Below are 14,297 nucleotides of genomic sequence, written 5' to 3'. Positions count from 1 at the left end.
GGGTCACAGATTAGCCGGCGACGGGCGCCGCCGGTGGGGGGTTAGCGGCTGGCGCACACCTCGCACTGCGGATTACGCGGCAGCTTCATTTCACGAAATTGACAGGTCATCGCGTCGTACATGACGATTTTGCCTGCCGCCGGCGCGCCGTAGCGGCTGAGCACTTTAATCGCTTCCATCGCCTGTAACGCGCCGATGACACCCACCAGCGGCGCCATCACGCCCGCCTCCACGCAGGTGAGGGCGTTGTCGCCGAACAGACGGCTCAGACAGCGATAGCATGGCTCACCCTCCTGCCAGGTAAAAACGCTGATCTGGCCTTCCATGCGAATTGCCGCACCGGAAACCAGTGGCGTTTTATGCCGGAAACAGCCCGCGTTAAGCTGGTTGCGGATTGCGACGTTATCGGTGCAGTCGAGCACCAGATCGTGGGCGGCGATCTGCGCCCACAAGGCCTGCTCTTCCAGCAAAGCATTCAGCGTCGCGAGCTGCACGTGCGGGTTGATACGCGCCAGCGCGTCGCGCGCGGAGTCGACCTTCGGTTGGCCGAGGGTCGCATCGCTGTGCAGCGTCTGACGCTGCAGATTGGAGAGCGACACGGTGTCAAAATCCAGCAGCGTGAGCTGACCGACGCCCGCCGCCGCCAGATACTGCGCAGCCGCGCAGCCGAGCCCACCCAGGCCAACCACCAGCACCCGCGAGGCTTTCAGCTGCTCCTGACCATCAAAGTCGAAACCGCGCAGGATGATTTGCCGGTTGTAGCGCAGCATCTCCTCATCGCTGAGTTCAACCGCCATTACAGCCCCCCGAACAGATGGTTAAAGGGCTCGACTTCAACCCATTCACCCGCTTCAACGGCGCCGCGTTCACGTTCGAGGACGATAAAACAGTTGCCGAGACTGAACGAACTGAAGATGTGCGACCCCTGATGACCGGTCGATTCAACCACCAGCTCACCGTCCGGATTGCGTCGCAGCACGCCGCGCTGGAAGTCGAGACGGCCCGGTGATTTCTTCAGCCGCGTCGCGGCGCGAACGCGCAGGCGCATCGGCTGCGCCTGGCCGCCGTTGCCCCCCAGTTTTGCCAGCAGCGGCTGCACCAGCTGATAGAAGGTGAGGGTGGCGGAAACCGGATTACCCGGCAGGCCGCAGAACCAGCTGTTAGTCAGTTTTCCGAAGGCAAAAGGTTTGCCCGGCTTGATGGCCAGCTTCCAGAAGCCGATTTCGCCCAGCTCTTCGAGTATCTCTTTGGTGTAGTCCGCTTCCCCGACGGAGACGCCGCCGGAGCTGATGACCACGTCGGCCTGCCGGTCGGCCTCGATAAACGCCTCGCGCAGTCGATCCGGATCGTCAGGAATAATGCCAAGGTTAATCACCTCGCAGCCCAGTTGCTCAAGCATCAGGTGAACGGCGAGGCGGTTGGTATCGTAAATTTGCCCGTCGCCCAGCGGCTGGCCCGGCAGCTGCAGTTCATCCCCGGTCGAGAAGACCGCGACGCGCACTTTGCGCACCACTGCCACCTGGGCAATCCCCAGCGAGGCGAGCACCGGTAGTTCGGCGACGGTCAGCGGGGTGCCTGCCGGAAAGACGACGGCGCCATCGGCGATATCTTCCCCACGGCGGCGAATGTTCTGCCCGGCGTTGACCGGCGCGACGAAGCGGATGCCCTCTGCGGTCTGCTCGGTCTCTTCCTGCATCACCACCGCGTCGCAGCCTGGCGGAACTGGCGCTCCGGTCATGATGCGAATACAGCTTCCCGCAGGCCAGGCATCGTGGAACGGCTGTCCGGCGAACGCTTTACCCGCAACCGGCAGCGCCGCGCCGTCGGCGAGGTCGGCCAGACGTACGGCATAACCGTCCATCGCCGAGTTATCAAAACCCGGGACGTCCAGCGGTGAAATGAGATCATGGGCGGTTACGCGCGAAAAGGCCTGCAACAGCGGGACGGTTTCCACCGCGCTGAGCGGTGTAATTCGATTGAGCATCTGAGTCAGGGCTGTGTCGAGCGGCATCAGTCCGGCGGTAAAATCCATGAGGTTCTCCTGCGGGCAAAACATCGAAAACACCTATTATGACAGAAAAGCGCTGACGGCTATATGCCTCCACGGTACAGGGTTTACACCGCACTCCGCGCTTTCTATATTCAAAAATTGTATAGGACAGTCAGCACGATAATGATATTTATACATAAAATCATCCTGAATACATCGAAGCCGCAGGGCAATACACCTGGAAAAGAGCGGGTTATCCGTCGCCAGTCAGGAGCGGTTTGCAGGATGTATCAAGACACTTTATCGGTAAAGGATCGCTGAATGGGCAAGGCGGTGATAGCAATTCATGGCGGGGCGGGTGCGATTACGCGCTCTGCCCTGACGCCGGAACGTGAACGACAGTACGTGGCGGCGCTTTCGGCGATCGTCGATAGCGGGCAAAAAATGCTGGCGGCAGGCGCCAGCGCGCTGGATACGGTGACGGAAGCGGTGCGACTGCTCGAGGAGTGCCCGCTGTTTAACGCGGGGATCGGATCGGTCTTTACCCGCGATGCAACCCATGAACTGGATGCCTGCGTCATGGACGGCAACCGGCTGCAGGCCGGGGCGGTTGCCGGGGTCAAACATGTTCGTAATCCGGTATTGGCCGCGCGCCTGGTGCTGGAACAAAGCCCACACGTGCTGCTGATCGGCGAGGGGGCCGAAGCGTTTGCCGTCTCCCATGGCATGGAACGGGTCGAGAACCATCTGTTTTCGACCACTGAACGTTTACTTCAGCTCCAACAGGCCCAGGCCGACAATGAGATTGTGCTCGATCATCGCGCCGCGCCGCTCGATGAGCGCCATAAGATGGGGACCGTCGGGGCGGTGGCGCTGGATTTGGCCGGTAATCTGGCGGCGGCGACCTCGACCGGCGGCATGACCAATAAGCTCCCCGGGCGCGTCGGCGACAGCCCGTTACCGGGGGCCGGCTGCTATGCCAATAACGCCAGCGTCGCGGTCTCCTGCACCGGAACCGGCGAAGTGTTTATGCGCACGCTCGCGGCCTACGATATTGCGGCGTTGATGGAGTATGGCAATCTCAGCCTGTATGAGGCCTGTGAGCGGGTGGTGATGGAAAAACTGCCGGCGCTCGGCGGCAGCGGCGGCCTGATCGCCATCGACAGAGAAGGCAACGTGGTTCTGCCGTTTAACAGCGAAGGCATGTATCGGGCCTGGTGTTACGCCGGGGATACGCCGACGATTGGTATTTATCGGGAATAAGGGGAAGCAGGTTGCCGCAGAGTCAAGAAATCGACGCCGATGATGTTCTGGTGGTTCGCGATCTGAACGTGGCGTTTCGCCAGGAGCAGGAGACGTTTTCCGCAGTGCGGCAGCTGTCGTTTACCCTGCGACGGGGCGAAACGTTAGCCATCGTCGGTGAATCGGGTTCGGGAAAATCCGTGACCGCACTGGCGCTGATGCGCCTGCTCGATCGGGCGGTAAGCGAGGTCAGCAGCGAAGCGCTGTGGCTGCGCCGCCGCAACCGTCAGGTGGTCTCCCTGAGCGAACAGTCAGCAGCGGGGATGCGCAGCGTACGCGGGGCGGACATGGCGATGATTTTCCAGGAGCCGATGACCTCGCTAAACCCGGTGTTTACCATCGGAGAGCAGATTGCCGAATCTATTCGTTTGCACCAGGGGCTGGGGCATGATGCGGCGCTGCGCGAAGCGAAGAAAATGCTCGATCAGGTCAGGATCCCCGAGGCGGAAACGATGCTTTCGCGCTATCCCCATCAGCTCTCCGGCGGGATGCGTCAGCGGGTAATGATCGCGATGGCGCTGTCCTGCCGTCCTGCGGTGCTGATTGCCGATGAGCCCACCACGGCGCTGGATGTGACGATTCAGGCTCAGATTCTTCAGCTCATTGCCGTGCTGCAAAAAGAGATGGCGATGGGGGTGATTTTTATTACTCACGATATGGGGGTGGTCGCCGATATCGCCGATCGGGTACTGGTGATGTACCGCGGAGAAGCGGTGGAAAGCGGCACGGTGGAGGAGATCTTCCGTGCGCCGCAGCATCCCTATACCCGGGCGCTGCTGGCCGCGGTTCCGCGGCTCGGGTCGATGCGCGGCAGCGATCTGCCGCGCCATTTTCCGTTACCAGAGCAAGCTGTCCCCGATGAGGAGGAACAGAAGACCGTCATCGCCGGCGAGCCGATTCTTAAAGTGCGTGACCTGGTGGCGCGCTTCCCGCTGCGCAGCGGCATTCTGAATCGCGTCACCCGCGAAGTCCATGCGGTGGAGAAGGTGAGCTTCGATTTGTGGCCAGGGGAGACGCTCTCTTTGGTCGGCGAGTCCGGTTGCGGGAAGTCAACGACCGGCCGGGCCTTGCTCCGGCTGGTGGCGACGCAGGGCGGAACCATCGTTTTTAACGGCGAGCGGATTGATACGCTGGCAAACAGCAAACTCCAGGCGCTGCGCCGCGATATTCAGTTTATTTTCCAGGATCCGTTTGCGTCGCTCGACCCGCGACAAACCGTGGGCTATTCGATTATGGAGCCGCTGCGCGTACACGGCATGCCGGAGGGCGATGCCGCCCGCGCGCGCGTCGCCTGGCTGCTGGAGAGGGTCGGTTTGCAACCGGAGCATGCCTGGCGCTATCCGCATGAGTTTTCCGGCGGCCAGCGCCAGCGTATTTGTATCGCCCGCGCGCTGGCGCTCAATCCGAAAGTGGTGATTGCCGACGAGGCCGTGTCAGCGCTGGATGTTTCAATCCGCGCGCAGATTATTAATCTGCTGCTCGATTTACAGCGCGAAATGGGCATCGCATTCCTGTTTATTTCACACGATATGGCGGTGGTTGAACGCATCAGCCATCGCGTGGCGGTGATGTATCGTGGGCGAATTGTCGAGATAGGCCCGCGGCGCGCCGTGTTTGAAAACCCGCAGCACCCTTACACCCGCAAATTGATGGCCGCCGTACCGGTTGCCGACCCGACGCATCGTCATCCGCAGCGCGTACTGCTCTCTGACGAACTGCCGGGCAATATCTATAAGCGGGGCGCCGAGGTTAGCAGCATGCCGTTACAACAGGTGGGGCCGGGCCATTTTGTCGCCAGGGAACCCGTCGCCGACGTGCTGGGAAGATAACAACGACACCAACAATACAGCCTTTCAGGAGAACAACATGACACAACGTGTATTACGCAAAGGGTTGCTGGCGCTGGTCGTCACGTCAGCGCTGGCGGCAAGCCCGGCTTTTGCCGCGAAAGATGTGGTCGTGGCGGTCGGTTCTAACTTTACGACCCTCGACCCGTATGATGCTAATGACACTCTGTCCCAGGCCGTCGCCAAATCGTTCTATCAAGGGCTGTTTGGCCTGGATAAAGAGATGAAGCTGCAAAACGTGCTGGCGGAGAGCTATACCATCTCGCCGGACGGACTGGTTTACACCATCAAACTCCATTCCGGGGTGAAGTTCCAGGACGGCAGCGACTTTAACGCCGAGGCGGTGAAGGTCAACCTCGACCGCGCCAGCAATCCTGATAATCATCTCAAGCGCTACAACCTGTATAAAAATATCGCCAGTACCGAAGCGCTCGATCCGACGACGGTCAAAATTACTCTGAAGCAGCCGTTCTCCGCGTTCATCAATATCCTGGCCCACCCGGCCACGGCGATGATCTCTCCGGCGGCGCTGAAAAAGTACGGCAAAGAGATCGGCTTCCATCCGGTGGGAACCGGGCCGTATAAGCTGGACACCTGGAATCAAACCGATTTCGTGAAGGTGACGAAGTTTGCCGGTTACTGGCAGCCGGGTCTACCGAAGCTGGACTCGATCACCTGGCGTCCGGTGGTGGATAACAACACTCGTGCGGCGATGCTGCAAACCGGAGAAGCGCAGTTCGCTTTCCCCATCCCGTATGAGCAGGCGCCGCTGCTGGAGAAAAACAGCAAGCTGGAGCTGGTGGCCAGCCCGTCTATCATGCAGCGTTACATCAGCATGAACGTGACGCAAAAACCGTTCGATAACCCGAAAGTACGTGAAGCGATCAACTACGCGATCAACCGCCAGGCGCTGGTCAAAGTGGCGTTCGCCGGCTATGCGACACCGGCCACCGGCGTCGTACCGCCGTCTATTGCCTATGCCGAAAGCTTTAAACCGTGGCCGTATGACCCGGCGAAAGCCCGCGAGCTGCTGAAAGAGGCCGGTTTCCCTAACGGTTTCAGCACCACGCTGTGGTCGTCGCATAACCACAGTACCGCGCAGAAAGTGCTGCAGTTCACCCAGCAGCAGCTGGCGCAGGTGGGGATTAAGGCCCAGCTGACGGCCATGGATGCCGGGCAGCGTGCGGCTGAAGTCGAGGGTAAAGGACAGAAAGAGAGCGGGGTGCGGATGTTCTACACCGGCTGGTCGGCTTCAACCGGCGAAGCTGACTGGGCGCTGTCACCGCTGTTTGCTTCGCAAAACTGGCCGCCGACCCTGTTCAACACCGCGTTTTATGGTAATCCGCAGGTGGATAAAGATCTGACGGATGCGCTGAAAACCACCGACGTGAAGGAAAAAACGCGGCTCTATAAAGAGGCGCAGGAGACTATCTGGAAAGAGTCCCCGTGGGTACCGCTGGTAGTGGAAAAACTGGTCTCGGCGCACAGCAAAAATCTGACCGGTTTCTATATCCAGCCGGATACCGGGTTCAGCTTCGAGCAGGCGGATTTAACCCAGTGATGGAGGATACTCTGCTCCTCTCCCGCAGCGGGAGAGGAAGATGGCGCGAGCGGCTCCGCTTTTCATTCGCGCCTCCGGGCGAGGGGGGACGATGCTCAATTATGTGATTAAGCGTCTGCTGGGGCTGATTCCCACGCTGCTGATTGTGGCCGTGCTGGTGTTCCTGTTCGTGCATATGTTGCCTGGCGATCCGGCGCGGCTGATTGCCGGGCCAGAGGCCGATGCGCAGGTGGTGGCGATGGTACGCCAGCAGCTGGGGCTCGACCAGCCGCTGCATGTGCAGTTCTGGCACTATATCACCAGCGTATTGCAGGGCGATTTCGGCACCTCGATGGCGTCGCGCCGTCCGGTCAGCAGCGAAATAGCCAGCCGCTTTATGCCGACGTTGTGGCTGACCCTCGCCAGCATGAGCTGGGCGGTGATCTTCGGCATGGCGGCGGGCATTGTGGCGGCCGTGTGGCGCAATCGCTGGCCTGACCGCCTGGGGATGGCGCTGGCGGTGACCGGTATTTCGTTTCCGGCTTTCGCGCTCGGTATGCTGCTGATGCAGGTCTTCTCGGTGGAACTGGGCTGGCTGCCGACGGTGGGTGCCGACAGCTGGCGGCACTATATTTTGCCCTCCCTGACGCTGGGGGCCGCCGTTGCCGCGGTGATGGCTCGTTTTACCCGCGCCTCATTTGTTGATGTTCTGCACGAAGATTATATGCGCACGGCGCGCGCCAAAGGGGTCAGTGAGACCCGGGTGGTGCTGAAACACGGTCTGCGCAACGCCATGATCCCGGTGGTGACCATGATGGGACTGCAGTTCGGTTTTTTGCTCGGTGGGTCGATCGTGGTCGAGAAGGTCTTTAACTGGCCAGGTCTTGGACGGCTGCTGGTGGATTCGGTGGAGATGCGCGACTATCCGGTTATTCAGGCGGAAGTCCTCCTCTTTTCGCTGGAATTTATTCTTATCAATTTAGTGGTGGATGTTCTGTACGCCGCCATTAACCCGGCTATCAGGTACAAGTAAGGTGCGATTGCTCAACTGGAGAAGAGAGGCGGTTATTAACGCCATGCCGGGAGTTAAGCCCGGACAAATACGCACGCCGTGGCGTGAGTTCTGGCGGCGATTTCGTCGTCAGCCGGTGGCGATGGGCGCCGGTGTATTTGTCCTGCTGCTGATTGCAGTTGCTCTCGCGGCACCGTGGATAGCGCCGTTCGATGCGGAAAACTATTTTGATTATGACCGGCTCAACGACGGCCCGTCGATGATGCACTGGTTCGGGGTGGATTCGCTCGGGCGCGATATTTTTAGCCGGGTGTTGGTGGGAGCGCAGATTTCGCTGGCCGCCGGCGTGCTGGCGGTGCTGATCGGCGCGGCGATCGGTACCGTGCTCGGTCTGCTGGCCGGGTATTATGAAGGCTGGTGGGATCGCATCATTATGCGCATCTGCGATGTGCTGTTCGCCTTCCCGGGGATCCTGCTGGCGATTGCCGTGGTGGCGGTGATGGGCAGCGGCATGTCGAATGTGATCATTGCGGTGGCGATCTTTTCGATCCCGGCGTTTGCCCGCCTGGTGCGCGGTAACACTCTGGTACTCAAGCAGCAGACCTTTATTGAATCGGCGCGCAGCATCGGCGCCAGCGATATGACGATCCTGTTCAGTCATATTTTGCCCGGTACGGTATCGTCGATCGTGGTCTATTTCACCATGCGTATCGGGGTGTCGATTATCTCCGCCGCCAGTCTCTCTTTCCTGGGGCTCGGGGCGCAGCCGCCGACTCCGGAATGGGGAGCAATGCTCAATGAAGCGCGGGCGGATATGGTGATGGCGCCGCACGTGGCGCTGTTCCCGGCGATTGCGATTTTCCTGACGGTGCTGGCGTTTAACCTGTTGGGAGACGGTCTGCGTGATGCGCTGGATCCGAAGCTAAAGGGATAACGTGCTATTCCCCGGTGGCGCTGTCGCTTACCGGGGCTACGGATTAGTGCGGTTTTGTCGCCCGGGCTGGTGCGTTAGCACCACATCCGGGAACCCGCTCCGCACGTTAATCCTCTGCGGCTTATTCTCCCGGTAGCGCTGTCGCTTACCGGGGCTACGGATTAGTGCGGTTTTGTCGCCCGGATTAAGGCGCGTTAGCGCCGCCATCCGGGATACGATCAGAGGGTGGAATTAAACCCGGCTGCCCCACAGGTCGTATTCGTCGGCGTGTTCGACTTTCACACGGACTACGTCGCCAGGTTTGACCTTCGTTTCGCCATTCAGGTAGACCGCACCGTCGATTTCCGGAGCATCGGCCATACTGCGGCCAATGGCGCCTTCTTCGTCCACTTCATCGATCAGCACCGTGATCTCGCGGCCGACCTTCTCCTGCAGGCGTTCGGCGGAGATCTGCTGCTGCAGCTGCATAAAGCGGTTCCAGCGCTCTTCTTTCACCTCTTCAGGCACCTGATCCGCCAGCTCGTTAGCGGTCGCCCCTTCGACCGGGCTGTACTTAAAGCAGCCAACGCGGTCAAGGCGAGCCTCTTTCAGGAAGTCGAGCAGCATCTGGAAATCTTCTTCCGTTTCGCCCGGGAAGCCAACGATGAAGGTCGAACGCAGGGTCAGGTCAGGGCAGATTTCACGCCACTGCTTAATGCGCGCCAGCTGACGGTCGGCAGAACCCGGGCGTTTCATCAGTTTCAGAATGCGCGGGCTGGCATGCTGCAGCGGGATATCCAGATACGGCAGAATTTTACCTTCCGCCATCAGTGGAATGACGTCATCGACGTGCGGGTACGGGTAGACGTAGTGCAGACGGACCCAGATACCTAGTTTAGCCAGCTCTTCGCACAGGCTGACCATGCTGGTTTTAACCGGCGCGCCGTCGTGGAAGCCGGTACGGTGCTTCACATCGACACCGTAGGCGGAGGTATCCTGAGAGATGACCAGCAGCTCTTTGACGCCGGCATCGGCCAGACGTTTGGCCTCGGACAGCACTTCACCAATTGGACGGCTGACGAGATCGCCACGCATCGACGGGATAATGCAGAAGGTGCAGCGATGGTTACAGCCTTCGGAAATTTTCAGGTAGGCGTAATGACGCGGCGTGAGCTTCACGCCCTGTTCCGGCACCAGGCTCAGGAACGGGTTGTGTTTAGGCTTCGGCGTATAGTGGTGGACATGTTGCAGAACCTGTTCATAGCTGTGCGGCCCGGTTATCTCCAGTACTTTCGGATGCACTTCGCGAATCTGGTCTTCTTTCGCGCCCAGGCAGCCGGTCACAATTACTTTGCCATTTTCTTTTAACGCTTCGCCAATGGCTTCCAGAGACTCCTGAACGGCGCTGTCGATAAAGCCGCAGGTGTTGACGATAACCATATCGGCATTGTCGTAGGTGGGGACCACGTCATAACCTTCGGTACGCAGTTCGGTCAGGATGCGTTCTGAGTCCACGAGGTTTTTCGGGCAGCCCAGAGAGACAAAGCCGATCTTCGGCTGATGCGTTACATTGCTCATAGTTTAAAAAGTGTTCGATTATTGGAATGGTCAGGGCAGGAATTTTACAGATCTTTATGAAAAAGAGTATAGCCACGGTGTGACAGATGATGAAAAAGCCCGGGAGATCCTCCCGGGCGGCTGGTTCGTTATGGCTGCGCGACGCCTCCTGCCGGTGCCGCGCCAGGGGCGGTGGGTTCTCGCTTATCGCGGAGGGTGAAAATCGATATCAGGGTGAAGAGTCCGGCGATGCCGCCGAGAATATAATAAGTATGCGCGAAACCGATGGTGTCATACAGGTAGCCGGCCAGCGGCGAGTAAATCGCAGTGGCGATGGAGGCTACAAACAGCACCAGCAAATAGACCGTTGATGACAACTTATGGTCGAAGTTGGCGGCGATGAATTTAAATACTGAAACCAGGATGAGTGGTTTTTCCAGCGCGTGCATCATTTTCACCGCGCCAATCCACACCGGACCAAGCGGGATGGCGGAACCCACGATGCGTACCGACATAATCAATCCGGCAATAATCAGCGCCCACTTGGCCCCGGTACGGTTAACAAACCACGGCATCAGGCACAGAAAGAGCGTTTCACCGCAGACCTGGATGGAGGCCAGAATTCCGTACCAGCGGTTGCCTTCTTCCGGAGTAGGGAACTGCAATGAGAAGTACTGCGCAAACTGCTGATCGTAGGTGTCATAAATCTGCGTAACGAATAAGGTAAAGATCAGCAGCATCCAGAACTGCCCGTTTTTTGCCAGCTCCAGCGCATGGGAAACCTTCAGCGCGCTGGTTTTTTCCATCTCGGCTTCGGTGAGTTCAATTTTAGTCAGCATGAAGCAGAAGGCGGCAATCACAATGGCAATACTGGCCAGCCAGAAGGCAAGATTGGGGTTGCTGTCGATGTATTTTCCCACAATCCACGCGGCGGCGGCCCAACCTAACGAGCCCCACATCCGCACCCGACCATACTCAAAGTGATAGCGACGCGAAATTTTGTCGATATACGAATCGATCACTCCGCAGCCGGAGTTAAAAATCATCCCCAGGTAGATACCGCCCAACAAGGCCCCCAGCCAGAAGCTGTGGACCAGCAGCGGGGCATAGAGATAAATAAAGAACGGACCGACCGGCAGCAGCATGGCCAGCAGGATCCAGATAAGCCGTTTTTTCAGACCAAATTTATCGGCAATGAAGCCAAAAAAGGGCTGCATCAACAGCGCAATGAAGGCGTTGACGGAGTACAGCAGACCGGTTTTGGTGGCGCTGATGCCGAGATGCTGAGTCGTCCAGATGACAAAGAACGCCATGGTGGATGACCAGGCGAATAGATAGAGGAAATCGAAAAGACTCAACAATATGTAGTTTCTTTTGCCGGGCGTAATCATTTCAGTTCCTTCAGGCGGATCGGAGTTAGTGCTGCGGGCAATGGCCGCAGATTGTGTTTTTATTAAATGTTATACGTATTACATTAATGTCGCTGATATGACACCCGCTGGAAATTTTGATCAATTGAAATGATGGTTATTTGTGATCTTAGCGGCAAAAAAGAGTTATTTATCGACATTCACACGTTCATGTTGACGGATTATTTTGTGAGAGCGTATAACATTTTCTTTGGTTTTGTTCATGGGCATGAAAGAGAGGGGCGGTCGCGAGTTTGAACATAAATGTAACATTGTAAATGATGTTAATTAACCAGAAATTATTGACCTCGCGCATCCTTTTGTACGAAAAATAACCATATTCTAATAATGGTAATGGATGACAGAGGAGGAACCATGATGAGCGTTGACAGACTGTATCGTAACCTTCTGAATAAGCTGATTAATGCCAATATTGATCTTGACGCTTATTTGCAGTTACGCAAAGCGAAAGGCTATATGTCAGTCAGCGAAAATGAGCATCTGCGTGATAACTTGTTCGAACTGTGTGGTGAAATGCGTGAGTACGGGCTGCAGTTGCAGCACGTTCTTGCACCGGAAGAAAAGGACGCTCTCCGTCTTGCAGGTGGAGCCATCGCGTCTGCGGCGGTTTGCCTGATGAGCGGGCATCATGATTGCCCGTCGTATATTGCGGTTAACGTAGAGACGCTAGAACGCTGTCTGGCAGAGCTGACGATGAATATTCATAAACTGAATAAACAGGCGTCAGTGACCCACGTCTGAATTCAGGGGGAGGCGAGCTCCCCCTGCTTAATGTTATGTAAAAATCCCCTCCTGATGTTCCCCGCTGGCTACCCTTAGCGCATTGCCGAAACTATTGCCGATGAAAGGAGAATGCTATGCGCCAGGTTGCCATTTCGCTGATGCTCGCCACCCTGCTGTTTCCCGCCGTGACCCTCGCCGGGAAGGTGCGCGTTGAGGTATTACAAAATCAGCTTGCCCATCCGTGGGCGCTGGCCTTTCTGCCCGATGACCAGGGAATCCTGATTACCCTGCGTTCGGGCGAACTGAAGCGCTGGCGGCAGGGGGAAGGTCTTTCGGCCGCGATAACCGGCGTCCCGCCGGTCTGGGCCAGCGGCCAGGGAGGATTGCTTGACGTGGCGCTGGCGCCGGATTTCGCCCACTCCCGCCGGGTCTGGCTGAGTTTTGCTGAAGTCGGCGATGACGGCAAAGCCGGTACCGCCGTAGGTTATGGCCGCCTGAGCGACAACCTTCAGCAGCTGGAACATTTTCAGGTAGTCTTCCGCCAACAGCCGAAGCTCTCCACCGGCAACCATTTCGGCGGGCGCCTGGTTTTTGATGGCAAAGGATATTTATTCATCGGCCTGGGCGAAAATAACCAACGTCCCACGGCGCAGGATCTGGATAAACTGCAGGGAAAAGTGGTGCGTCTGACCCAGGACGGCAAAGTGCCTGCCGATAATCCTTTTGTTCATCGCGCGGGGGCGAGGCCGGAGATCTGGTCTTATGGCATCCGCAATCCGCAGGGAATGGCGATGAATCCGTGGACCGATACGCTGTGGCTCAACGAACACGGGCCGCGCGGCGGCGACGAGATCAATATTCCGCAGAAGGGCAAGAACTACGGCTGGCCGCTGGCGACGCACGGCGTCAACTACAGCGGTCTGGCGATTCCCGAAGCGCAGGGCACGGCGGTCGCCGGAACTGAAGCGCCGCTTTTCGTCTGGAAGCGGTCTCCGGCGGTAAGCGGGATGGCTTTCTACGCAGCGTCGACCTTCCCGCAGTGGCAGCACAAGCTGTTTATCGGGGCGCTGAAGGACCAGTCGCTGATTGTTCTGAAGGTGGATGGCGATAAAGTGAGCGAAGAGGCGCGTATTCTGGGCGATCGCGGCAAGCGGATCCGCGATGTGCGCGTCGGACCCGACGGCTATCTGTATGTGTTAACCGACGAGTCCAACGGCGAACTGCTGAAGGTCAGTCCGGCCGACTAGCATCAGGTGACCGGAATCATCACCACATCGCGCCACGCCTGGCGTTGGTTAAGCTGCTGGTACCAACGCTGCAGGTGCGGGCGCGGCTGCCAGTTGTCAACAATCGTCATCAGGTTATAAACGAACGGTGCTACGGCGATGTCGCCAAGGCCAAAGGCCTCTCCGGATAGCCAGGGAGAGGTTGCCAGCTCATCATCAAGAATCGCCAAAAGCGCTTCACAGGCGGCAATACCGGCGGCGATGGACGCCGGGTCACGCTTATCCGCCGGCGTTCTGACCAGCCCCATTAATACCGGACGGTGGGCGGGAGACAGCGAACCGTTTGCCCAGTCCATCCATTTATCGCTCTGCGCGCGCTTGCGCGGCGAAGTGACCCATAAACGATCCTGGCCATACTCGGCGGCCAGATAGCGAATAATGGCATTCGATTCCCAAAGGACGAGATCACTGGCATCATCTTTCAACAGCGGCACCAGACCATTCGGGTTCATCGCCAGATACTCCGGGTCATGATTTAAGCCAAACTCCAGCCCTGCCATAATATGCTGATAGGGAAGACCCAGCTCCGCCAGCACCCAGCGTACTTTCTTCACATTCGTCGAGTTATTTCTGCCCCATAGCGTAATCATATTGGTTCCTGCCTGTTATTGAGCCGCCGTTGCAGCATGGTGAGCAATCATGTTGGAATAAAGATAATATTTAGGCAATCATGATCAAAAAAATTGCTCTGTTTTCA

General features: G+C 58.0%; 11 protein-coding genes and 1 pseudogene. 7 read left to right on the top strand and 5 right to left on the bottom strand.

From position 1 onward, the window contains the following. Positions 1 to 41: 41 nt before the first annotated feature. Together moeB and moeA are read right to left on the bottom strand one after the other, a co-directional pair. Positions 42 to 797, bottom strand: a complete 756-nt coding sequence (gene moeB, locus AC007G_RS00875; RefSeq protein ID WP_032688691.1) for a molybdopterin-synthase adenylyltransferase MoeB — start codon at positions 795 to 797, stop codon at positions 42 to 44. Beyond that, complete coding sequence (gene moeA / locus AC007G_RS00870) at positions 797 to 2,032, bottom strand: molybdopterin molybdotransferase MoeA (protein ID WP_032688690.1); 1,236 nt, start codon at positions 2,030 to 2,032, stop codon at positions 797 to 799. The genes moeB and moeA overlap by 1 nt, the downstream gene beginning before the upstream one ends. Positions 2,033 to 2,311: 279 nt before the next feature. Between moeA and iaaA the strand changes: the two are divergent. The 5 genes and pseudogenes from iaaA to gsiD all read left to right on the top strand — a co-directional run bounded on the left by iaaA (position 2,312) and on the right by gsiD (position 8,625). Next, positions 2,312 to 3,296, top strand: a pseudogene (iaaA, locus tag AC007G_RS00865) (beta-aspartyl-peptidase). Continuing rightward, positions 3,265 to 5,121, top strand: coding sequence for a glutathione ABC transporter ATP-binding protein GsiA (gene gsiA / locus AC007G_RS00860; RefSeq protein ID WP_032688688.1), 1,857 nt, complete (start codon positions 3,265 to 3,267; stop codon positions 5,119 to 5,121). Before iaaA ends, gsiA begins: the two are co-directional and overlap by 32 nt. Positions 5,122 to 5,158: 37 nt before the next feature. Then, positions 5,159 to 6,700 (top strand): glutathione ABC transporter substrate-binding protein GsiB, encoded by a 1,542-nt coding sequence (gsiB, locus tag AC007G_RS00855; RefSeq protein ID WP_032688687.1) that lies wholly within the window; start codon positions 5,159 to 5,161, stop codon positions 6,698 to 6,700. A gap of 91 nt (positions 6,701 to 6,791) precedes the next feature. Then, positions 6,792 to 7,712, top strand: coding sequence for a glutathione ABC transporter permease GsiC (gene gsiC, locus AC007G_RS00850; RefSeq protein ID WP_015584828.1), 921 nt, complete (start codon positions 6,792 to 6,794; stop codon positions 7,710 to 7,712). Between the two features lies 1 nt (position 7,713). Next, positions 7,714 to 8,625, top strand: a complete 912-nt coding sequence (gene gsiD / locus AC007G_RS00845) for a glutathione ABC transporter permease GsiD (RefSeq protein ID WP_032688684.1) — start codon at positions 7,714 to 7,716, stop codon at positions 8,623 to 8,625. A 231-nt stretch (positions 8,626 to 8,856) separates the two neighbouring features. On the opposite strand, the gene rimO is transcribed toward gsiD, so the two are convergent. Together rimO and AC007G_RS00835 are read right to left on the bottom strand one after the other, a co-directional pair. After that, positions 8,857 to 10,182, bottom strand: a complete 1,326-nt coding sequence (gene rimO, locus AC007G_RS00840) for a 30S ribosomal protein S12 methylthiotransferase RimO (protein WP_032688683.1) — start codon at positions 10,180 to 10,182, stop codon at positions 8,857 to 8,859. Between the two features lie 128 nt (positions 10,183 to 10,310). Beyond that, positions 10,311 to 11,549 carry an oligosaccharide MFS transporter gene (locus AC007G_RS00835; RefSeq protein WP_162180119.1) on the bottom strand — a complete coding sequence of 413 codons (1,239 nt, stop codon included), beginning with the start codon at positions 11,547 to 11,549 and terminating at the stop codon, positions 10,311 to 10,313. Positions 11,550 to 11,948: 399 nt separating this feature from the next. On the opposite strand from AC007G_RS00835, the gene bssR reads away from it, so the two are divergent. Together bssR and AC007G_RS00825 are read left to right on the top strand one after the other, a co-directional pair. Beyond that, positions 11,949 to 12,332, top strand: coding sequence for a biofilm formation regulator BssR (gene bssR / locus AC007G_RS00830; RefSeq protein ID WP_032688759.1), 384 nt, complete (start codon positions 11,949 to 11,951; stop codon positions 12,330 to 12,332). Positions 12,333 to 12,472: 140 nt separating this feature from the next. Then, positions 12,473 to 13,561 carry a PQQ-dependent sugar dehydrogenase gene (locus tag AC007G_RS00825; protein WP_260612537.1) on the top strand — a complete coding sequence of 363 codons (1,089 nt, stop codon included), beginning with the start codon at positions 12,473 to 12,475 and terminating at the stop codon, positions 13,559 to 13,561. Between the two features lie 2 nt (positions 13,562 to 13,563). On the opposite strand, the gene AC007G_RS00820 is transcribed toward AC007G_RS00825, so the two are convergent. Next, positions 13,564 to 14,190 (bottom strand): glutathione S-transferase family protein, encoded by a 627-nt coding sequence (locus AC007G_RS00820; protein WP_032697669.1) that lies wholly within the window; start codon positions 14,188 to 14,190, stop codon positions 13,564 to 13,566. Positions 14,191 to 14,297 lie beyond the last annotated feature (107 nt).

The organism is Klebsiella sp. CSG-1 (assembly GCF_056521145.1).
This window is presented reverse-complemented; position numbering and strand designations above follow the sequence as displayed.